Genomic DNA, 23,291 nt, shown 5'->3' on the forward strand with positions numbered 1-23,291 from the left:
CGGCAAAAGAAAAGCCGCCGATGGTTTGATTTCTACAATCAAGGCCACCAGCGACCATGTTCAGGTAGAGTGGAGAATCTGACATTTCCGCTCTATCGCCCCTCATTTCTATTTTATCTCGTTTGTACCCCTTGTACACCGATGCCTCTGTTCCTTTTTATTTTTTAGACATCCTGCTCCTCATGATATTTCCGATATCCCGGATGTCTGCCCGTAACCTGATACTGCTCTCTCATAGAGATCAGACGGTCGATATTCTGGCGAGAAAGTTCCCTGGCACCTCCGAGTAATTTTGCATTTAAGGAAATCTGCGCAAACAATTCCAGTGTTTCCATCCGGTAATATGCCCCGATGATATCCGGCCCTACTACCAGTGCGCCATGATTCTGTAAAAGCATCGCATCATGATCGGCAAGATACGGAGCGATCGCTTCAGGTACTTCCTCTGTGGAAGGTGTTCCGTAAGGAGTAACCGGAACGGAGCCGAGGGAGATCACAGTTTCAATCATCGAATAATCATCCAGCGGAATGTTTGCCACTGCAAACCCGGTCGCCACCGGCGGATGTGCGTGCAGCACTGCTCCGACATCTTCTCTTTCTCTGTAGCAGCGCAGATGCATTTTAATCTCCGAAGAAGGGCGCAGTCCTTGTTCTCCATCAAGAACCTTCCCGTCTTTATCAATATGGACAAGTTTCTCCGGGGTAATAAAACTTTTGCTCATACCTGTAGGGGTTGCAAGAAATGTCCCATCTTCTAATCGAACGGAAACATTTCCATCGTTGGCTGCCACCCATCCTTTTTGCCACATTTTATGACACACGTCACAGATCTGTTCTCTTAACTCTCTATACTCTTTCATAATATGTTGTCCTCTCTCACTTTTACTGTATGTTTCCAGATTTCATATATTTCATCCCACACTTCGGTGTCCGAAGGCTCGTACCGTTTAAGATCTTCTGAAGTTCTGATCAGACCACGAAGCTCCTTTACATCTTTCACTTCCTGCTCTGCAATGAGCTGCATCCCAAGATTTCCGTATACCGTTGCTTCCTGTGGGCCAGTGATAACCGGTACCTTGCAGGCATTGGCCGTCATCTGACAGAGCAGATTGCTTTGGATCCCTCCACCCACCATATAGATCGCCCGATATTTTTTTTGCGTACAATCTTGAATTTCTTCCATTGCATTTCTGTAACAAAGTGCAAGACTCTCATCGATTCCTCTGACAATTGCTCCCGGTGTTTCGGGAATGTTCTGTCCGCTCTCTTGACAAAATCTTCGAATTTTTTTTGGCATATTTCCTTCCGGGAGAAAAATCGGTGCATCCGGGTCTAACAGACAGCAAAACGGTTTTGCAGATTTTGCCATGTCCTCTAGTTCTCCAAAGGAATACGCCTGTCCTTCCCGCATCCATTGCCTGCGGCTCTCCTGAATCATCCACAATCCCACAATATTTTTCAAAAAAGAAATTTTATTTTCACAGCCGCCTTCATTTGTCATTCCGTAGGAAAATGCTTTCTCATTGATCAGTGGCTCCTTTACCTCCGTCCCAAATAATGACCATGTACCACAACTCAAAAACAGAAAATCCTCTTCTTCTGCCGGAATTGCCGCCATAGCACTCTGCGTATCGTGACCTGCCACCGTAATAACCTTCAATGACTTCACACCAAGTTCCTGACTCAGCTCTCTTCGGAGCATTCCAAGCGGTGTGCCAGGCATGGAGATATCTGGAAACAGTCTTCTTGAAATCCCTGCTGCTTTTAAGATTTCTTCTGACCAGCTTTTTCCTCTCGCATCCAGAAGCTGTGAAGTGGAAGCAATCGAATATTCCGCAGTCCTTTCTCCTGATAGAAAATACCCGAACAAATCCGGCAGAAACAAAACTTGCTCTGCCATACCAAACAGGTCTTTTCGGATCTTTTTCTCCGCCAGAAGCTGATAGAAAGTATTGATCTCCATAAACTGGCTTCCTGTAATTTCATACAAAAAGGACTCTTCTATCTGTGCAGCAGCTTCTCTTCGCATTCCGCTGGTACGCAGATCACGATAATGGATTGGATTTGTAAGAAGTTGTCCGCTTTGATCAAGCAGACCATAATCGACACCCCAGGTATCAATTCCGATGCTGTCTGTGTTCCCTCCTGCTTTTAATATTCCTTTTTTCAGTTCACAGAACAATCTGAGGAAATCCCAGCACATCATGGAAGTCTCTTTGCCCCACAAAGTCACCGGTTCATTTGCAAAACGATGTATTTCTTCCAGAGAAATCTGGTTTCCGTCAAAATTGCCTTTTACCACTCTTCCGCTGGAACCTCCAAAATCGGCCGCCAGCATGTGCTTTTCTGCCATTTTCTATCCTTCTTTCTACTTTTTAGTCGTTGGAGCACTCCAGAAGTTTTATCGATAAAGCGGTCCATAAGCGGAACATGCCCGATAGTCCTGCCCTTCTTTATCCATTCCGAACGCATTCCATGCAGCTGGACGGAAAATGTTCTCTTCTGCTACATTGTGCATAGATACCGGTATCCTTAACATAGAACAAAGTGTGATCAGATCGGCACCGATATGTCCATAGCTGATTGCCCCATGATTTGCTCCCCAATTGTTCATCACATCATAAGCGGTCCGAAATGCCGGACTGTCATTGGTTCTTGGAACAAACCAAGTACACGGCCATGTATAATCTGTCCGCTTCCATAGAATGTCTGATACCTCCTCCGGCAGTCGGATCGTCCATCCCTCTGCAATCTGCAGCGCAGGTCCAAGACCTTTGATCAAATTCAGGCGAACCATTGTCACTGGCATCTCTGCATTGGTAAGAAATCTCGAAGAATAACCACCACCGCGAAAGTATCCAAAATCTGCAGGATTCCATGTGACATTTTCTAGAATCTGTCTCTGATCTTCCTCAGTCACTTCATACCACGGCTTCATGACTGCATTGCCACAATCATCTTTCGCTTCTCCACAGGCATCCAGACATGCTGCGCCGGAGTTGATCAGATGGAGCATTCCGCCTGCTTTGGCAGCTTTTCCCCCCATGGTATATCCTGTTGCTTTCCATACAGCCTCTGGGCTCCAGTAAGTTCTGACATCTGCAAAAATCTGTGCACGATTTGTCAAAAGTTTCATAAACAACATTCCAATTCCGTTTAACACATCATTTTCTGTAGCAAGGATATACGGCTCACGCGGTCCATCCCAGTCAAAGGAGGTATTTAAAAGTGCCTCTGCAAAATCTCCGTTTGGATAAAAATCTGTCCACTGTCTCTGTCCCTGAAAACCTGCTGCCAAAGCATTGTGTCCCATCTGTTCTTCCTCGCATCCTTCTGGAAGATTCGGATTTCCATTCATGAGGTCTTTGATAATACACATCATTTTTACAACAAATTCCCAGTCCTGGTCTTTCTGTTCTCTTGTTTTTTGTACCGCTTCCGGATTTTTATCAAATCCTTCTTTACAGTGTTCTTTTGTCCATTTGAGTGCCTTCTGAAATTCTTCTTCATCGTAGATTCCTTCTTCCATGCGGCGGATCAGTTCTACTTCGTCCACAGATTCCATACGCATACCGAGATACTCTTCCAAAAATGCAGCATCGATGATGGAGCCACCAATTCCCATTGTCACAGATCCAATCTGCAAATAAGAAGTTCCACGCATAGATGCCACTGCTACTGCACTTCTCCCAAATCGCAGAAGCTTCTCCTTGACATCTTCAGGGATCTCGCGCGCGGAGGCCGGCTGTACTTCATGCCCATAGATCCCAAATGCTGGAAGACCTTTCTGCGCGTGTGTTGCAAGGACACTTGCCAGATAGACTGCTCCTGGTCGCTCTGTCCCGTTAAATCCCCAGACAGCTTTTATCGTTTTCGGATCCATGTCCATTGTCTCGGCTCCATAACACCAACATGGTGTCACAGTGAGTGTAATGTCAACCCCCTCCCGACGGAACTTATCCTGGCAGGCCGCCGCCTCTGCGACACCACCAATTGTTGTATCAGCCAGAACAACTTGAACAGGCTCTCCATTTGCATACCGGAGATTCTCACGGAAAAGAGTTGCAGCTGCTTTTGCCATGCTCCAGGTCTGCTCTTCCAATGATTCTCTTACTTTTAAATATCCTCTTCTTCCATCTATCGTTGGGCGAATCCCAATAACCGGATAAGCGCCGATTCTTCTGTTTCTGCTCATCGTTGTACCTCCTCCATTAAATTCTTCTTATAGGTTGCAAAGTCGATCGTCTCTCCACTGAGCCTTGATTCCTCCGCTGCCAGTGCCATCAGATGACTGTCTACAGAAATTCCAGCACCTGTCGGTACCTCGCTATTTTCTGAATTTCCAAGAAGCTGGACAAAATCGTGCATCATTCTCTCGTCACTTCCGCTGTGTCCTTTGGACGGTGTATGTAAATAAATCTCCTCGGTATTTCCACTGACAAAATCAAAAATACGGATTCTTCCTTCCTCCATATCTCCTTGTATTTCTCCATTTGTTCCCATCAGCGTGATCGTGCACTTACATTCTTTTGTAAAAGCACTCATCACAAAGGAAACTTCCACGTCATTTTCAAATTCCATATTGACGATCTGATGGTCTACTACCGTATTATCACAGCGGAACACACAGCGCCCGTACGGTCCTGTTTTCAACGCCGTGAGCACTGATTCTTTGTCACTTGTCGGAGTCACCGCATAGACAAGTCCGTCTGTCTCTGCCTTTGGATGTTCCAAATAAAACTTCGGTGCATAAAAAGCACAGTGATCTCTATGAGGGCATCCATCCATGCACTGCTTTGGTGCATGTGCAGGCGCATTTTCTTCTTTAAAAAAAGTAAGTTTCCCAAAAGAACTGATTTTTTTGCATGGAGCTTTTGCAAGCCACAGAAGAATATCCATATCATGGCAGCACTTCTGCAGGATCATTGGGCTGGATTCTTTTGCATTTCTCCAGTTTCCTCTCACAAAGCTGTGTGCATGATGCCAGAACCCGACTGATTCCATCGCCTGTATGCTCATTAACTTCCCTATTTTCCCGGAATCAAGTAATTCTTTCAGTTTTGTGTAAAAAGAGGAATAACGAAGCACATGGCAGATTGCCAGCACCCGATTATATTTTTCCGCAAGCATTCCCATTTGAATGATTTCTTCTTTTTTAGGCGACATCGGCTTTTCACAAAGTACATGATACCCTCTTTGAAGAGCCATCGTCACTGGCTCATAATGCATCTGATCCTGTGTGCAGACAAGTGCACAGTCTGCCATACATTCTTTCTGAAGTAGCTTTTCATAACTTTCATATTGATTTTCTTCTGGAATTTTATGAAGTGCTGCTATCTGCTTTCTGCGCGCAATATCAGGTTCTGCAACTGCTACAATTTGAAATTCATCTGGATGTTCCAGTGCATAGGAGGCGTATACATGTCCTCCGCGGAGCCCTGCTCCAATTAGGATGGCTGTTATTTTTCCCATGAGTCTTTGTCTGCTCCTTTCTTTTTCAGGACAATTTTCAAAACAGTATCTGTCTGATCTGGAAGTGGATAAGTAAATACCGGATTTTCTCCAAAAGAAACAAATGCTGATTCTTGAAACTGTACGGTATTCCATGCTTCTCCACGATTCATCTCACTTCCATCTGCCAGATAGTAAACGACATCTAATTCCTCCGGTGTAATCCCGTAAAGCGGCATGGCTCCCAGCGCTTCCTCAAATACATGTGCATAAATCACATCGCCTTTTTGCGTGTATCTCCCCCATTCCGGTTTCAGACGTTCGCAGATAGTATTTCCATAAATACTTTCACCGTTTTTCTTCATCCATACACCAATCTCTTTTAAAATTCTGACACTCTCGCAAGGAATATTTCCTTTTGCATCCGGGCCTACATTCAAAATCATATTTCCGCCTTTGCTTGTACATTCTACTAGCTTACGTATCAGCATCTGCGATGATTTAAAGGTATGGTCAAAATTGCAGTACCCCCAATGGTTGTTCATTGTCGCACAAAGTTCCCATGGAATCAGCTCTCCCTCCTGATCCCGGATTCCCTCCGGCGGAATGATCTGTTCCGGACTTGCAAAATCACCACTGAAGATCGAAGGCTCCGCCGTCGCGATACTTCCATGATCTTCCCCGGAACCTTCCAGACGGTTATCAATAATAACATCCGGCTGATACATTCTCACCATGCGGATCAACTCCTCAGCGCGCCATTTCTCCCCACACATATCATCGTAGGAAAAATCAAACCAGAGTAGATCTAACTTTCCATAATTCGTCACAAGTTCTTTTACTTGTCCATGCATATAATCTAAATAACGGTCAAAATCAATTTTTTCATCTTTGTATGCTTCACAGTTTCGCATCGGATGCTGGCGGTCTTTGTACTTTGGAAAATCCGGATGATGCCAGTCAATCAGTGAAAAGTAAAGACCAACTTTGATGTCTTCTTCCCGACAGGCATCCACAAACTCTCTCACAAGATCTCTCCCTGCTTTTGTGTTCGTACACTTATAGTCTGTCAGAGCAGAATCAAACAGACAAAATCCATCATGATGTTTCGCCGTCAGCACCGCATATTTCATCCCTGCTTCCTTTGCAAGACGCACCCACACTTTTGGATCATAGTCAACCGGGTCAAACAGGTCAAAATATTTTTCATACTCTTTCACCGTCATCTCGCGCTCTGACATAACCCACTCTCCGCAGGCAGGGATCGCATAAAGTCCCCAATGGATGAACATTCCAAATCTTGCATCCATAAACCATTTTGTTCTCTCTCTAATTTCCTGATTCATTTCTATCTTCTCCTTCTTTTCATATGCTGTATGATTATCCTTTTACTGCTCCTCCGGAAAGTGCTTCCACAAAAAACTTGCTGAATACACAATACAAGATAACCGGCGGCAGGATGATCACGACCATTGCCGAGAACAACCCATTATAGTTTGTCCGGAATGATGTTGTAAATGTAGATAACAATGCCGGCACTGTCAGTTTTTCGCGGTCGATCAACACAAGAGAGGCCCAGTAGTATTCATTCCAGTTATTTAAAAAGGCAAGAACCCCTGCTGTCATAATTCCCGGACGTGCCATCGGAAAAATAACCTTCTGCCATGTCTTCACATAACCGCATCCATCTATTCTTGCCGCATCTTCCATCTCCTTTGGAATATTCATATAGTAATTTTTAATTACAAAGAAACTCACTGCCAGACCACTGCAAGAATAAATCAAGATTAAGGCGCCTCTCGTATCATACAAATGCAATTTATTGACCAGATTATAAACCGGATAGGTCAATGCAGTAGCTGGAATAAACATGGTCGAATACAGCATGACATTTACAAGCTTTTTCCCTTTAAAATCCAATCTTGCCACAACATAGGCAGACATGGAGATCATCACGATACTGATCACAACTGATACGAAAGAAATCAGTAAACTGTTTCCGAAATACCGCATCACATGCAGATCACGGAAGGTAGAAATATATCCTTCCAGATAGATAGATTCCGGAAGCATAAATCCCGGGCGTGCCATCGGATCTTTTTTGAAGCTGGAAAGTAAAAGCCATACAAGCGGAACAAGCGCTACAAATGCTGCCCAACACAGACAGATAACAGTTACGATTCTTGTCGCTTTTGAGTCTTTTTTCATTCGGTTTTTTAATACTTTCTGTCCGTTTTTTCTCATGAACGTTTTCCTCCTTTTGTCGGTCTTTTCCATGTGAGATTAAAAAGCATATTTATGATGACAATAATTAACATTCCTGCCAGAATCTGTACAACGGCAACGGTATTTGCACGGCCAAACTGTGTACGAGGACTTGTAATGGCAAGTTCCCGGATCACATAGCTGATGCTGTAAGTACCGGCTGCACCCTTTGTGAGAAAATATACTTCATTGTAAAGTAAGAATCCGCCAGTTGCCGCTAAAATACATACCATGCGCAGTGTTTCCTTGATCATCGGGATCGTAATATACCAATCCTGCTTTAACCCACTTGCGCCGTCCAGTCTGGCGGCTTCTCTTACTTCTTCCGGAACTGCCATAATATTTCCGAGAATCATCAGTGTTGTCGTACCTGTAAAGAAAATATATGCAGCTGTCATTGCCCAGAATGCCGGTCCTTCAAGCAGAAGAATGCTGTCTTTAAAATCCTTGTTGAACAATTTGATAATCGGGTTTACCACCCCATAAAGCGGACTATATAGCTGTAAGAAAATCATACCCATAGCTGCTGTTGAGATCATATTCGGGATAATGTAAATATTCCGGATTAATTTTACCCCTTTCATCTTTCTAGAAAATGCAAGTGCAATCAATGTAGCGATCGGGATCTGGATGGCAACTCCCAAAAGTGCCCACAGAGAAGAATTTTTCAACGCTTCCCAAAAATATGGATAAGTATGAAAAATGTATTTGTAATTATCCCACATATTTTTTATGCCAAAAAATTCCGGTGCATTGATATTTGTGTAATCCCATTTGCAAAAGGAAGTGACAAAAACTGTCACGATCGGGTACAAATAAAAAATAACAAAAGCAATCAGTGTCGGAGCTAGAAATGCAAAAATGAATCCCTTCCTCCGCCAACCAAGTCTGTTATGTCTATTCATCTTTTAAACCTCCTTTTAAGAACGAGTTCTGTTCTGCCAAAGAAAAAGAGCTGTCGTTTTACGACAACTCTTTTCTACAAAACATTCGTTATCCGATAAGCGCTGTCAGTTCCTTTTGCAGCTGTTCAAACCGGCTGTCGATATCTGTTCCGGATACCGCACATTCCATTAAAGCATTGATCATGGATGTTCTTACATCTGATCCCCATACATAGTTCAGATCCTCTGCAATGTATTCTGCATCATTGACAAGTGTACATGCTTCGGCGAGTTTGATCGTCGCTGCATTTCCACTTTCTTCGGCAAGTTTATTTAAGTCTAACGTTGTGTTACATGGATTTGCCTGTACTTCTGTAAAGATCTTAGACTGCACTTCTTCGCTTGTCATATATTTTATAAATTCCAAAGCAAGTTTTTCTTCTTCCGCACTCAGTCCGCTGGAAATTGTAAGTCCAGATCCTGCTGAAGACAAAGCTACATTTTCAGGGAATATTGTCGGCTGAATCTTTTCTACCATACTTTCATCGATTCCACTGGCATTCCAGACACCATTTGGAAGCACTGCCATCGTCCCTTTTTTGTTAAAGTCATCCATCACATTTCCAAGATCTTCTACGGTGTGATCGGAGCCATTTGCCTGATCCATCTTCGCCACTCTCATAAATGCCTCTTGAAACGTCTTAGATTCGATTGTCTCCTGTGTCATTTCTGACTCCAAAAGTTCTCTTCCTTCCTCCGTAGATGCAAGCATTGCATTGAACATGATGATGGATCCCTGACCCGCTGCATATCCGTATGTATCACCGCCGAGTGCTCTGACTTTCTCCATTGCAGCCTCATAGCCATCCCAAGTACTTAAGTCTTCTAACGTTACCCCTGCCTGATCTAAAATTTCCTGATTGTACCACATTCCACGGCTTTCCATCTGATCGTGTACAGAATAAATATGTCCGTCTATATCATTCTGCGTATAATTCAATCCTACCGCATCTTTCAGATTGTTCTCATCGATGTAAGGTTTCATATCCAGCACAAGGTCCTGAGCAATTGCGGCCTGCGGCACTGCAGTTCCACAATCTACAAGATCTGGGAAACTTCCCCCTGCAACCTGTGAGCTTACGATGTCATCCCGATTTTCAACTGCAATTGGTTTGAACTTTACTTTGCCGTCTGCATGGCTTTTTGCAAATTCTTCATAAATATCACGCATCACTTTTGCCGCCGGCCACTCACTTTCCTCATGGTAATATCCGTGATAGAATTCCAGCACAGCTTCTGCATTTTCTTTTTTCTCCTTTGCCGTCCCTTTTGCTTCTTTGGAATCTCCACATCCTGCAAGCGCCGTTGTTCCCATCGCTACCGCCAATGCAGTACTGATTACTCTTGCTTTCATTTTCTTCATCCTACTTCCTCCTCCACGCACAGTTTAAAATTCTCCTTGTTTTGTGCATTCATTTAATTTATGTGCTTATTTTAAACATTTTTCTGTGCATTTTGAATAAAGTATTTTTACGAATAGTTTGTTCTATATTTACTTTTTAACTTTTTATATGGATTATATTTACTTTTTTAGTCTGTTTTGACTATTTCGTTCTAGTAATTGAAAAAAAACTTCTTCACTCATCTCCTCCTGAAAAAACACCGGCAAATATTCCTCGAATATATGCATCTGTGCACTGTTCCACAAATTTGCCGGTACTTGGATCTTTATTTCTGCCTGTTTCACTTCCGTAGCCGCCTGGCAGAACCGGGGCATTTTTTCGCTATACTGTTCGATTGTAATCTGAGGATTTGCCGGCATCTGTCCGGTTTTCAGCAAGATTCTCTCTTGCACCTCTTTGCTGAGCATATACTTCAAAAATTTTATGCTTGCATCGATTCGTTTTTCATTCTCTGTATTTCCAAGAAGATATCCAAGCCCCGCAGATTCACAGGCAATCTCTGCACCTTCCCCAAAAGGAAGAAGCGCATAAGATACTGGAAGGGTCTCGTCGATCATAAATGCTCCCCAAATTCCATTGATGTACATTGCAAGCTTTTCATCATTGAACAGGTCTGTTTCATCCCGATAGCTATATTCCTTGCTTAAAGGTTTTGTATAATGCCACAACTCTTTCTGCTGCTCTAACACAGTACAGATTTCTGACTGAGACATTGGAACCTTGTTCTGGCTGATCGCAACACTCCCTCTCCCTCTATTCTTTGCAAGCATCTGATCTGTGATATAGAGATATCCCTCCACGGTAGGTCCAAGAGGCATCACATCCTTGTTTGATGTCTCAGACCACGTTTGAATCTTTTGACATGCGCTATAAAATTCTTCCCATGTCTCTGGAATAGACGTAATTCCAGCTTCACGAAAAATCTCTTCATTGTACCAGTAACCTCCACCAAGCATAAGGACATCGGAGACGGTATAGAGCTTACCATCCCTCGTCTTCCAATACTCCATACTAGATGGGGCAATGCTGTGCAACAATTCTTTATCCTCCTTAATGTATGGCATAAGATCCAGCGCCAGTTCGTTTTCTATCATAAACTGGTACAAGGATTCCTTTCCTGCATCCCCACAGAAAATCACATCTGGAAGATCTCCCACAAGAATTCTGTCCTCTGCCCGTTCTACCATCTCTTTTCCTGTCGGCATTGCGATCAGATTCAGAGAGATATCCGGATACTTTTTCTGAAAATCGGAATAGATTTTCTGCATTTCTTTGTGATCCATCTCCGTGCTTCCCCAGCCATGCATCACTGTGATCTCCACCTGCTTTTCCTTTCTTTCACTGCAACCTGACAGAAAAAATACTGCTCCTATCATACAGATAATAAATATCCTCTTACTTTTCCTCATGCTCCTCCCCTCCTACATTTCTGAATTCTTTTGGCGACATATGCGTATATCGTTTAAATACACGGGAGAAATAGCCGGTATCCTCAAATCCAACAGCCTCTGAAATCTGATATATTTTCCAGTCTGTTGTAGTCATGTATTCTTTTGCCTTTTCTACACGCTTTCTCAAAATATCATCAAAGAGATTTATGCCCCTTTTATTTTTATACAGTCGACTTAAGTAGCTTCCATTGGCATGAAGCGCTTCCGCCATCTCCTCCAGTGTGATTTTCTTTTCCAAGTTTTCCTCGATATAGCGAAGCATCTGATCATAGAGACTATCATTCTCTTTCTTTTCCTCCAGCTCTCCACTGACTGACAAAGACTCTTTTTGCAACTTTTCTAAATTTTGTATCGCCTTTTCTACTGCTCCCGGGAGTTCCTCTAGGACGGAAATTTTCAACACATACTCACACACCCCATACTTGATCGCCGCTCTCGCATACTCAAACTCAGAATAGGCGCTCAAAATAATCACCTGGGTCTCCGGATACGTTTCATAGATATACTGACAAACCGCCAATCCATCTGCTCCTGGCATTCGGATGTCTGTAATTACAATATCTGGTTTCTCCTCCTTCATTCTGTCTATCAGTTTCTTTCCATCTTCTGCTACATACTTAAGACTGCATCCCATCTTTTCCCATGAAATTAATTTTTGCAGTGCCTCCCGAATATAGGCCTCATCATCTGCTGCCATCACGTTCCACATCATCCGCTCTCCTCTCCGAGGGTATTACAATCTCCACAGTCGTTCCCTCTCCTTTTTTTCCTGTCACCTTCCATGTGTGGTTTTCTCCATATAAAATATAAAGAAGTCGCTTTGTATTTTCCAGTCCGGTATGTGTATGCCCTTCTTTTTCCCGGACCGTTTCCATATCTTCTTCCTCAAACCCTACACCATCATCTTCTACAATAATATGAAGCCGCTTGTTTTGTTCATAAAGTATTACCTGCACCTTTCCACTGCCCTGTTTTGGTTCCAGACCGTGCGATACCGCATTTTCCACAAGCGGCTCGATCAAAAGTCTCGGAATCAGATTTTCTTTGACTTTTTCTTCCGGACAGATAATCTCATAAGTGATCTTGTCCTGAAATCTACTATTTTGAAGATATAGATAAAATTCCACTAACTCCAGTTCCTCTGCCACTGGAATCATAATCTCCTTTTTTCGGAAAATTTTTCCTCTCACCAATTCAGAGAATGCCCGCAGACATTGATACAGTTCTTCATTCCCTGCCAATTTTGCCTTCAGACTCAGCATGGAAAGGATGTTGAACTGAAAATGCGGTGTGATCTGTGCCTGGAGATACTTTACTTGAAGTCTCGTTGCGGTAAGTTCTTTCTCATACACTTCAAGTATCAAATGCTGGATCTTATCCGCCATCTCATTAAATACTACAGATATATCATGGAACTCCTGAATCTGAAAATCATCCATTCGGATATCAAATTGTTCCTCCCCAAATTCATGCATACTTTCTCTTACTTTCTTCAATGGTTTTGACAATCGATACCCAGAAACAAATGCAAGAGCGGCTGCCAGGACAAGTGCCAGAAGAAGGATGAATAAAAACGCAAACAATGTTGGACGAAGAACGACATAGAGATTTTCTTTCCCGACTACCGAAGAAATCTGGATATCAAATTCGCCGTCAGCACTGCTGTATACCAGATTATCGCCCTCTATTTTTCTTCCGTCCGAAAACAAAATTTCATCGTTTCCTTTGATTTCCCATCCCCAGTCCTGGTACCCTTCCACTGCCGAAAAAATCTCTTTTATCGCCTCTCTCTCTATTTGCACCATGCAGATTCCTACGTTGTTCATACTTTCATCATATATTGTAAAACAGAGATACCACTTGCCATTTCGGATATAACTTTGATATCGACAATTTTCTTCATAAAACTCTGTTAAAATGTGCTGACAAATTTCTTTCTCCTCCTTTGCTGCCAAAACAGTCAGCGGATAATAGCGTCTGTCAAGTTCCTTCCCCACTTTGTTAAATAAATGTACACTTTCAACGAATGGGGTTTGCTCTGCCAGGTTTCCCGCCGAAAAAAGTTCCATCATATATCCAAGCTGTTTTTCCGCATTTTCCTGATCATAAGATTCATTTTTTAAAAATGCTTCCAATAATGGATTATGACGGATAGAAACTGCGCCATCTGAAATAAACTGGATGTGGCTTTGGATCTGCTCGTTTGTACTGTCCAGGACATATTGCATATCTTCTTTTGCATTTTGTAAAAATAAAAAAGAAAATACACTGATCAGAACAACTCCCAAGAGGAACAGTGTCCCTACAGAAGTCACTACTGTCAGAAGTGTAAATTCCTGGCTGAGTGTTTTTCGTTTTTTCTCTTTTCCCATTTTCTGTCTCTGAATCATGTCTTCTGCTTCCTTAAAATAAACTCTAATGGATTTATTCTAGCACAGCTTTTCCATAAAGTCATTTGCTTTTGTAGTTTTTCTTCTCTATTTCATTTAAAATCCTATATTTTTTATACATTTTGCCCAACAAAGAAAAGGCGGAACATTTTTCTATGCGAAAATAAGTTGAAAAATATTCATGACAAATGGGAGAAAATAGTGACGTATTTTTTGATGAATGGTATAATATAAGAAATTTAGCAGCAGTGAAAATGATTTTTCATAGAAATGAAAAACAAATGAGGTTATAGCAGTGAATAAAAGTTATGATTATATTTAGTAATCTCGCTATTCTATTAAAAAAATAACGAGATTTTTTATTTCAGTCTATGTTTCTAGATAGGAAATGTCAATTTTTATCCTCTCCGGCAACTGCCTCCAACGCATATAGTAATGCCTTTGAGATGGTGGAAAGTTCCATTGTAGCTGTTCCGACAGGCTTTCCGACGCCTTGCTCTGTCGCATATGGCACATGAATAAAGCCGCCTCGAATAGAAGGATATTTTCTATCAATCAAATAAAGAAGATCATACATCACACTGTTACATACATAAGTCCCCGCTGTGTAAGATATGCTTGCAGGGATCCCATGATCCTTGATGTTTTTTACCATTGCTTTTACCGGAATGGTTGCAAAATATGCCGTATCTCCATCTTCTTGCACTTTTACATCCATAGGTTGATTTCCGGCATTATCCGGAATTGAAGCTTCTACAAGGTTGATCGCAACACGCTCCACTCCGATATCGGCTCGCCTTCCCGCCTGCCCAACGCAGATTACTGCATCCGGCTGATGTTGCAGAATTCCTGTTTCCACAACTTTTCCGGCCTCTCCAAACACAGTTGGAATTTCCATTTTTACAATCTGTATATCTCCTGCCATATCTGGTAAAAGCTTCACTGCTTCATAAGCAGGATTTACACTTTCTCCTCCAAATGGCTCAAATCCTGTAATTAAAATTTTCATCTCTGATCTCTCCTGTACTTTCAATTCTGTTACTTATGATACGGTGCTCCTTCTATAATCCGATATGCACGATAAATCTGTTCCAGCAAAATAACACGCATCAGTTGATGCGGAAAAGTCATTTTGGAGAAACTCAATGCATAATCGGACTTTTCTAAAACTTCTTCGCTAAGTCCAATCGAGCCTCCAATCACAAAAATAATGTGGCTTTTCCCTTGAATTCCAAGTTGTTCGATTTTTTCGGAAAATTCTTCGGAAGATAACAATTTCCCATTGATTTCCAAAGTAATCACATAGGCACCTTCTTTTATATGCTTTAAAATACGTTCACCTTCTTTTCTGCGAATTCCATTTTCTACCAATACGCTTGCCTGATCGGGGGTTTTCTCATCAGCCACTTCGATGATCTCCAATTTGCATGATTTGCTCAGCCGCTTTGTATACTCGGCGATTGCATCTTTCAAATATTTTTCCTTTAATTTTCCAACAGTAATAATTGTAATTTTCATGTTCATCTCCCTGCTCTGTACAAGACAGTGCTTCTATCTTATTTCTTTTCTCCTATTATTCTGGCGAAAAAAAGGACTTCCGTTTCAGTCATATACGGCAGTCCTTTTTTGTTACATCAGATCTGACTGAGATATTTCCTATCTCAGTGCTTCCCTGAAACAACGATGATACTATCTTTTATTTATTGCTTAAGTATTCGTGAATACCTTTTGCTCCTGCTTTTCCCGCACCCATTGCAAGGATAACAGTTGCTGCACCTGTTACAGCATCTCCTCCGGCATAGACACCCTCTTTTGTTGTCTTACCGTTCTCTTCTTCTGCAACGATACATTTCCATTTATTTACTTCCAGTCCTTCTGTCGTAGAAGAGATCAGTGGGTTTGGAGATGTACCAAGAGACATGATCACAGTATCAAGATCCATTGTAAATTCAGATCCTTCTACTTCTACCGGACGTCTTCTACCAGAAGCATCTGGTTCTCCTAATTCCATCTTCACGCATACCATACCTTTTACCCATCCATTTTCATCTACTAAAATTTCTTTTGGATTTGTAAGAAGATCAAAGATGATTCCTTCTTCTTTTGCATGGTGTACTTCTTCTACTCTGGCAGGAAGTTCTTCTTCACTTCTACGATATACGATATGTACTTCTGCACCAAGGCGAAGAGCTGTTCTTGCAGCATCCATCGCAACGTTACCACCACCGATGACAGCAACTTTTGTTCCTGCAGCAATTGGGGTATCATAAGATTCATCAAACGCTTTCATCAGGTTGCTTCTTGTCAAGTATTCATTTGCAGAGAATACACCGTTTGCATTTTCTCCCGGGATTCCCATGAATTTTGGAAGTCCTGCTCCAGATCCGATAAATACTGCCTCAAATCCTTCTTCCTCGATTAATTGATCGATAGTTGTAGATTTACCGATAACAACGTTTGTCTCAAATTTTACTCCGAGTTCTTTTACTTTCTCAATCTCTTTTGCAACAACTTTCTGTTTTGGAAGACGGAACTCAGGAATACCATATACTAATACACCGCCCAGTTCATGGAGTGCTTCAAATACAGTTACTTCATATCCTAATTTTGCAAGGTCACCAGCACATGTCAGTCCTGCCGGACCAGATCCGATTACAGCAACTTTGTGTCCGTTTGTCTTCTCTGCGCCAACTGGTTTAATGTCGTGCTCTAATGCGTAGTCAGCAACAAAACGCTCTAATTTACCGATGGAAACCGGTTCTCCTTTGATACCACGGATACATTTTCCTTCACACTGTGATTCCTGAGGACATACACGTCCACAAATTGCAGGAAGTGCAGAAGATTCTCCAATGATCTTGTAAGCTTCCTCGATATTTCCTTCTTTTACTTCCTTGATAAATCCTGGAATATTAATAGCTACCGGACATCCCTGCACACATTTTGCATTCTTACAGTTGATGCAGCGAGTTGCTTCTTCCATTGCTTCTTCTTTGTTATATCCAAGACAAACTTCTTCAAAGTTTGTTGCGCGTACTTTTGGTTCCTGCTCTCTTACAGGTACTTTCTTTAATACATCTGCCATTAGTTGTCACCTCCGCAATTTCCACATCCGCCATGATGTGTATCGCCTTCCTGCAATTTCAAAATTGCACGGCCTTCTTCTGTTTTATACATTAACTGTCTCTTCATTGCCTGGTCAAAATCTACCAAATGTCCATCAAATTCCGGTCCGTCAACACATGCGAATTTGATCTCATCTCCTACCTGAAGACGGCATGCTCCGCACATACCTGTTCCATCTACCATAATCGGGTTCATGCTGACGATTGTAGGAATCTCTAATTTTTTTGTCAGAAGACATACAAATTTCATCATGATCATCGGTCCGATTGCAACGCATCTGTCATATTTCTTGCCTTCTCCGACTAATTTTTCGATCATGCTTGTTACCATTCCGTGGTGTCCGTAAGAACCATCATCTGTACAGACATAAAGATTTCCAGCAACAGCTTCCATCTCTTTTTCAAGGATCAGCATCTCTTTTGTCTTAGATCCAACAATTACATCTACATCTATTCCACGTTCGTGCATCCATTTTACCTGTGGATATACAGGAGCTGCCCCAACACCACCTGCTACGAACAAAATCTTTTTATTCTTTAATTCTTCAAGATCTTCTTCTACAAATTCAGAAGCACATCCTAAAGGACCTGTAAAGTCTCTGAAGTAATCCCCCTCTTTTAACTCTGCCATCTTATCTGTGGAAGCTCCTACAATCTGGAATACGATTGTCACTGTTCCTGCTTCTCTGTCATAATCACAAATCGTCAATGGAATTCTTTCCCCTTTTTCATCCATTTTTACGATTACAAACTGTCCCGGCTGACAGTGTCTTGCAACTCTTGGTGCTTCAACATCCATAAGAAAAATCTTATCTGCTAATTTTTCTGCCTTTTGTATTTTATACATCTTGCGCCTCCTAAAATTTTATATATTACCTATTTACCGCTAAGCCGTGAATAAGCATACATGATTATTAATATAATATATCATTCTTCGTTAAAGTTCAAGTATATCTTGCGATAATGTTAAAAATTTATCGGCATTTTCTAGTAATATTTCCTAAAGATTCTTTTAAAAAGCTTTTGGAAACAAACAAAATGGCACATCTTACGGAAGACATGTACTCCTGCAAAATGTGCCTTTTTGATTTTCTATCTAAGTAATCATTCAACTGCCTGATCCGGGCAAAACCTGTTTTTCAAAAGGTCGTTCTCTTGACAGACTTTCTAATTAGAAATCAACTTCTGTTCCGTAATAAATACATGTAAATAATCTCTCCATTGTTTCCGGATCGATTGCTCTTGGATTAGACCCTGTACAGGCATCTCCAACTGCATTTTTTGCGATTTCAGAAATCTTTTCTTTGAATTCATCTTCTTTAATTCCAAACTCTTTTAATGTTGCAGGAATTCCAAGGATTACGTTAAATTCATTGATTTTTTCACATAAACTATTGATCAGTGCTCGTTCGGAAGCTCCGGCAAGACCTACTCTTCTTGCAATCTCAGCATAACGCTTTGCAGCGACAGGATCTTTTGCATTATACTTGATGACATATGGAAGGTACATTGCATTTGCAAGACCATGTGTAATATGTCCTGTTGAGAATGCTGCTCCTGTCTTATGTGCCATAGAATGTACAATACCAAGCAACGCATTAGAAAATGCCATACCTGCAAGGCACTGCGCATTGTGCATCTGTGCTCTTGCTTCCATGTTTCCTTTGAAAGAAGCTGGAAGATAATCAAATACCATCTCGATTGCCTGAATTGCAAGTGGGTCTGTATATGCACAATTCAAAGTAGATACATAAGCTTCAATTGCATGAGTCAGAGCATCCATACCTGTATAGGCAACCTGACGTGCCGGAAGTGCTTCTACCAACTCAGAGTCAACAATTGCAACATCTGGTGTAATATTAAAATCTGCCAATGGATATTTGATTCCTTTTGCATAGTCTGTGATCACAGAGAATGCAGTAACTTCTGTTGCCGTTCCTGATGTAGACGGAATTGCCGCAAACTTTGCTTTCTGACGCAGTTCTGGGAAGTTAAACGGAATACATAAATCCTCAAATGTTACATCTGGGTATTCATAGAATGCCCACATTGCCTTTGCAGCATCAATTGGAGAACCTCCTCCCATTGCCACGATCCAGTCTGGACCAAATGCGCGCATTGCTTCTGCACCTTTCATAACAGTCTCTACGGATGGATCTGGCTCAACACCCTCGAATAACTGAACTTCCATGCCGGCTTCTTTCAAATAGTTCACTGCTTTGTCAAGAAATCCCTGACGCTTCATGGAACCTCCTCCGACTACGAGAATTGCCTTTTTCCCTTTCAGATTTTTCAGTTCTTCCAGACACCCTTTTCCGTGGTAAATGTCTCTTGGTAATGTAAATCTTGCCATTGTCATGCATCTCCTTTGAATATGTATTGTTAATTCTCAAACAATTACATTATATCACTGTTAACAATTTAACGCAATTCTTTTTTGTTATTTTACAAACAATTTATTTTCTTTTTACACTTCCTTATTCATAAGAATATGTGAGAGTATAATTCCTTTTTGTCACAGCACTTGCACGTCCCTTTTTGTCGATCAGCACTGCCGAAAACAAAGTATTTCCTTCTGGCATGTCAATTGGTTCTGTGTATTTATATGAATCTTCTGAATCCTTTTCCGGTACCTCACCATTGAAGGTATAATATGCCTCATATCCTTCGGGAACTTCAATTTCAATCATCGTATACTCATAGTACTGTCCTGTCGTTGGTGTTACAACCGGTGCATCTTCCAAAGGTAATTCTACCGTATATGTCTTCTCTTCCGTAAGACTTGGGACTCTTTTTTTATTTACAGCAATCGCTTTCACTGTCGTTGTACCTTCCGGGATAGAAATCGGTTCCTCATATTTTGTGCTGTCTGTTGTAGGTTCGGAGCCATCGATCGTATAGTAGATTTCTTTCGCTTTGGATGTCAAGGTTAATTCCTGTACTTCATCATACTTACTTTCATCTAAACTAAATTTTGGCACCTTTACCTGATAAGATTTTAACGCAGTAAGAACACTTTCATCCTCACACTCATCAAGAAGGAGCGGAATCTGTGTCTCCTGATCTGTGGCAATATAAAAATCAATCATCTCTTCATACAATTCCACGCTGGTAGGATTTGCTTCGATAGCATCCCAGAATACCATCTCTGCCCTGTCAAGATCTTCCTGTGCATTGTACACAGCCGCAAGCCCGGCATACGCTTCTGCACGCGCCGGCTTTTTCTCTACTGCCTTCTCAAATGTACGGATAGCCTGATCATATTTCTGCTCCTTTGCCAATGCATATCCTTTTTTTATCTTGCCACTATAGGAACTTCTATAAATTCCGGCACTTAGAAGTGTCAGTAGTCCAACAGATGCTGCGGTCATACCAATCAACAAACGTCTCTTCTTCCTTCTGACTTCTCTTCGACGCGCAAGCCGTTTCTTTCTCCGTGCTTCTTCTTCAGCCTCAATCTGGCTTCTTCTCTGCACAAATTCCCGTTTCTGCTGCTCTTCCTGTTTCTGCTGTCTTAATTTCTCCTGTACTGCCTGGCGATAACGCTCCAGTTCATTTTCTGAAGTTTCTCCCCCGCCAATGGCATCCCGCACCTGCTCCGCCAGCATATCATCCAGCGGATTGTAATCTGGAACAATTCTGACTTCTGCGCCACAATACGGACAATATCCTAGGTCATATGTAATTTCTGCTCCGCATTTTGCACATTTCATTTAGTAAAAACCCCCTATTTGCATGCCGCCTCCACACAGTTATACATCAGCATAGCTCGTGTCATCGGTCCCACTCCTCCTGGAACCGGTGTGATTGCGCCAACTTTTTCTATTACGTCATCGTAATCGACATCCCCGCACAACACATTGTCTTCATTTCGGTGAATGCCGACGTCGATCACGACTGCATTTTCTTTTATATATTCTTTCGTTATAAATTTTGGTTTCCCGACTGCCGCCACAAGAATGTCTGCTCGCTTTGTAATCTCCTTTAAATCTTTCGTTTGGGAATGTGCGATTGTCACAGTTCCATTCTCCCTTAGTAGAAGAAGCGCTGTCGGTTTCCCTACATTGTTGCTTCTTCCAACAACTACACACTCTCTTCCACGGATCGAAATCCCCGAACGTTTCAAAAGTTGAATGACTCCAGCCGGTGTACAGCAGTCAAAGCCATCCCCTCCGATACAAAGCTTCCCGATATTGACCGGATGAAATCCATCCACATCCTTCGCCGGATCAATTGCCTTCACAACTTTTGATTCATCCATATGAGATGGAAGCGGAAGTTGTACAAGAATTCCATGCACATCTCCGGTGTGATTTAATTGATCGAGCAATGCGAGAAGTTCTTCCTCTTTCGTTTCTTCTGGCAGCTCGTAAGAACGCGATTCGATCCCGATATAAGCACAATCTTTCTTTTTCCCATTCACATATACCGTAGATGCGGGGTCATTTCCCACCTGTATCACAGCAAGGCAGACAGATTTCCCCTCCTGGTTCAGCCTTGCCACACGCTCTTTTAACTCTTCTTTGATCTGCATTGCAATCTGTTTTCCGTCAATAATCTGTGGCATATTTCATCTCTCCTTAGAATAAACCTGTAATATTTCCACTTGCATCTACATCAATATGATTTGCTGCTGGAACTTTCGGAAGTCCAGGCATTGTCATAACAGCTCCCGTAAGAGCGACAACAAATCCTGCTCCGGCATTTACGTACACTTCACGGATATGCATATCAAAATTCTGTGGACGGCCAAGTAATGTAGCATCATCAGAAAGGGAATACTGATTCTTTGCCATACATACTGGAAGATTTCCAAATCCCATCTGCTCAATCTTTGCAAGTTGCTTTTCTGCTGCCGGAGCATACTCAATTCCTTTTGCGCCATAGATTTCTTTTGAAATCGTCTCAATCTTCTCTTTGAGTGTCAACTCATCGGAATATAACGGTGCGAAATGGCTTTCCTTTGTCTCCAAAGTCTGAAGTACCTTTTCTGCCAGTTCAATTCCGCCCTCTCCGCCGTGTTCCCACACTTTAGACAATGCAAACTCGCATCCTCGCTCCTCACAGAATTTTTGGATAAATGCATTCTCAGCATCTGTATCTGTCACAAACGAATTCAGTGTAACAATGACCGGAACATTATATTTCTGAATATTTTCAATATGTTTTTCCAAATTCACGATTCCTTTTTCCAATGCTTCCAAATTCTCTTCTGCCAAAGCATTTTTCGGAACCCCTCCATTGTATTTTAATGCGCGCACAGTCGCAACGATCACAACTGCATCTGGTGCCAGTTCACTGCTTCGACATTTGATATCAAAGAATTTTTCTGCACCGAGATCTGCTCCAAATCCAGCCTCTGTAATGGCAATGTCTCCAAGTTTTAACGCCATCTTTGTAGCTCGGACACTGTTACATCCATGTGCAATGTTGGCAAATGGTCCACCATGTACGATGGCTGGTGTATGTTCCAGTGTCTGGATCAGATTTGGTTTCATCGCATCTTTTAAAAGAGCTGTCATTGCACCTGTTGCCTGAAGCATATCGGCAGTAACCGGGTTGCCAGAGAAGTCATAGGCAACGATAATCTTGCCAAGACGTTCCTTTAAATCTTGAAGATTATTCGCCAGACAGAGTACCGCCATAATCTCTGAGGCAACTGTGATGACAAAATGATCTTCTCTTACCATTCCGTCCATTTTGCTTCCAAGTCCAATTACGATATTTCTAAGAGATCTGTCATTCATATCCAGACATCTCTTCCAGACAACCTGCCTTGGATCGATCTGCAGAGCATTTCCTTGCTGAATATGATTATCTAACATTGCTGCAAGCAGATTGTTGGCAGAAGTGATCGCATGAAAATCTCCTGTAAAATGCAGATTTAAATCTTCCATCGGAACAACCTGTGCATAACCTCCGCCTGCTGCTCCGCCCTTAATTCCAAAGCATGGGCCAAGGGAAGGCTCACGGAGTGCGATCACTGCCTTTTTATTTAATTTTGCCATTGCCTGTCCAAGTCCAACACTTGTCGTTGTCTTTCCCTCTCCTGCCGGTGTAGGATTAATAGCTGTCACAAGGACAAGTTTTCCATCTGGTCTGTCTTTGATCTGATCCCAAAGTTCATCAGAAAGTTTTGCTTTGTACTTTCCATAAAGTTCCAGATCATCCTTCTGAATCCCAATTATCTCTGCCACCTCTTTGATCGGCTTCATCTGTGCTTCCTGAGCGATTTGAATATCTGTCTTCATCTTCTCTTCGT

The 23,291-nt window shown here is 42.0% G+C and carries 19 protein-coding genes; all 19 read right to left on the bottom strand.

The genetic code is table 11. From position 1 onward, the window contains the following. Positions 1–164 precede the first annotated feature (164 nt). The gene (locus tag ACGG81_RS07580; RefSeq protein ID WP_009261929.1) at positions 165–860 is read right to left on the bottom strand and encodes a class II aldolase/adducin family protein; all 696 of its coding nucleotides are present in this window, start codon (positions 858–860) and stop codon (positions 165–167) included. Then, positions 857–2,353: a rhamnulokinase family protein gene (locus ACGG81_RS07585; protein ID WP_390107661.1), complete on the bottom strand. Its 1,497-nt coding sequence runs from the start codon at positions 2,351–2,353 to the stop codon at positions 857–859. Before ACGG81_RS07585 ends, ACGG81_RS07580 begins: the two co-directional genes overlap by 4 nt. Before the next feature lie 48 nt (positions 2,354–2,401). Then, the gene (locus ACGG81_RS07590; protein ID WP_390107663.1) at positions 2,402–4,195 is read right to left on the bottom strand and encodes an L-fucose isomerase; all 1,794 of its coding nucleotides are present in this window, start codon (positions 4,193–4,195) and stop codon (positions 2,402–2,404) included. Continuing rightward, positions 4,192–5,472, bottom strand: coding sequence for a Gfo/Idh/MocA family protein (locus ACGG81_RS07595; RefSeq protein WP_390107666.1), 1,281 nt, complete (start codon positions 5,470–5,472; stop codon positions 4,192–4,194). Before ACGG81_RS07595 ends, ACGG81_RS07590 begins: the two co-directional genes overlap by 4 nt. After that, positions 5,460–6,803, bottom strand: coding sequence for an alpha-L-fucosidase (locus ACGG81_RS07600; RefSeq protein ID WP_390110364.1), 1,344 nt, complete (start codon positions 6,801–6,803; stop codon positions 5,460–5,462). Before ACGG81_RS07600 ends, ACGG81_RS07595 begins: the two co-directional genes overlap by 13 nt. Before the next feature lie 28 nt (positions 6,804–6,831). Continuing rightward, positions 6,832–7,695, bottom strand: coding sequence for a carbohydrate ABC transporter permease (locus ACGG81_RS07605; RefSeq protein WP_009261934.1), 864 nt, complete (start codon positions 7,693–7,695; stop codon positions 6,832–6,834). Beyond that, on the bottom strand, positions 7,692–8,621 hold the full coding sequence (locus ACGG81_RS07610) for a carbohydrate ABC transporter permease (protein ID WP_008975629.1): 930 nt from the start codon (positions 8,619–8,621) through the stop codon (positions 7,692–7,694). Before ACGG81_RS07610 ends, ACGG81_RS07605 begins: the two co-directional genes overlap by 4 nt. Before the next feature lie 88 nt (positions 8,622–8,709). After that, positions 8,710–10,023, bottom strand: a complete 1,314-nt coding sequence (locus ACGG81_RS07615) for an ABC transporter substrate-binding protein (RefSeq protein WP_016440558.1) — start codon at positions 10,021–10,023, stop codon at positions 8,710–8,712. Positions 10,024–10,182: 159 nt separating this feature from the next. After that, on the bottom strand, positions 10,183–11,472 hold the full coding sequence (locus ACGG81_RS07620) for an extracellular solute-binding protein (protein WP_390107670.1): 1,290 nt from the start codon (positions 11,470–11,472) through the stop codon (positions 10,183–10,185). Beyond that, complete coding sequence (locus tag ACGG81_RS07625) at positions 11,459–12,226, bottom strand: response regulator (RefSeq protein ID WP_270428594.1); 768 nt, start codon at positions 12,224–12,226, stop codon at positions 11,459–11,461. The genes ACGG81_RS07620 and ACGG81_RS07625 overlap by 14 nt, the downstream gene beginning before the upstream one ends. Then, positions 12,198–13,904: a sensor histidine kinase gene (locus ACGG81_RS07630; protein WP_009261939.1), complete on the bottom strand. Its 1,707-nt coding sequence runs from the start codon at positions 13,902–13,904 to the stop codon at positions 12,198–12,200. The genes ACGG81_RS07625 and ACGG81_RS07630 overlap by 29 nt, the downstream gene beginning before the upstream one ends. Positions 13,905–14,295: 391 nt before the next feature. Beyond that, positions 14,296–14,913: a pyroglutamyl-peptidase I gene (gene pcp, locus ACGG81_RS07635; protein WP_008975623.1), complete on the bottom strand. Its 618-nt coding sequence runs from the start codon at positions 14,911–14,913 to the stop codon at positions 14,296–14,298. Positions 14,914–14,942: 29 nt separating this feature from the next. Then, complete coding sequence (gene rlmH / locus ACGG81_RS07640; protein WP_008975622.1) at positions 14,943–15,422, bottom strand: 23S rRNA (pseudouridine(1915)-N(3))-methyltransferase RlmH; 480 nt, start codon at positions 15,420–15,422, stop codon at positions 14,943–14,945. A gap of 178 nt (positions 15,423–15,600) precedes the next feature. After that, on the bottom strand, positions 15,601–16,989 hold the full coding sequence (gltA, locus tag ACGG81_RS07645; protein WP_008975621.1) for an NADPH-dependent glutamate synthase: 1,389 nt from the start codon (positions 16,987–16,989) through the stop codon (positions 15,601–15,603). Beyond that, positions 16,989–17,876 (bottom strand): sulfide/dihydroorotate dehydrogenase-like FAD/NAD-binding protein, encoded by an 888-nt coding sequence (locus ACGG81_RS07650; protein ID WP_008975620.1) that lies wholly within the window; start codon positions 17,874–17,876, stop codon positions 16,989–16,991. Before ACGG81_RS07650 ends, gltA begins: the two co-directional genes overlap by 1 nt. Positions 17,877–18,200: 324 nt before the next feature. Next, positions 18,201–19,382: an iron-containing alcohol dehydrogenase gene (locus tag ACGG81_RS07655; RefSeq protein WP_009261940.1), complete on the bottom strand. Its 1,182-nt coding sequence runs from the start codon at positions 19,380–19,382 to the stop codon at positions 18,201–18,203. Positions 19,383–19,506: 124 nt separating this feature from the next. Then, positions 19,507–20,742: a chitobiase/beta-hexosaminidase C-terminal domain-containing protein gene (locus ACGG81_RS07660; RefSeq protein WP_390107675.1), complete on the bottom strand. Its 1,236-nt coding sequence runs from the start codon at positions 20,740–20,742 to the stop codon at positions 19,507–19,509. A 14-nt stretch (positions 20,743–20,756) separates the two neighbouring features. Continuing rightward, positions 20,757–21,596 (bottom strand): bifunctional methylenetetrahydrofolate dehydrogenase/methenyltetrahydrofolate cyclohydrolase FolD, encoded by an 840-nt coding sequence (folD, locus tag ACGG81_RS07665; protein ID WP_120091233.1) that lies wholly within the window; start codon positions 21,594–21,596, stop codon positions 20,757–20,759. 13 nt (positions 21,597–21,609) lie between these two features. Then, on the bottom strand, positions 21,610–23,280 hold the full coding sequence (locus ACGG81_RS07670) for a formate--tetrahydrofolate ligase (protein WP_390107678.1): 1,671 nt from the start codon (positions 23,278–23,280) through the stop codon (positions 21,610–21,612). Positions 23,281–23,291 lie beyond the last annotated feature (11 nt).

This window comes from Faecalimonas umbilicata (assembly GCF_042846195.1).
Taxonomy (GTDB): Bacteria; Bacillota; Clostridia; order Lachnospirales; family Lachnospiraceae; genus Faecalimonas; species Faecalimonas umbilicata.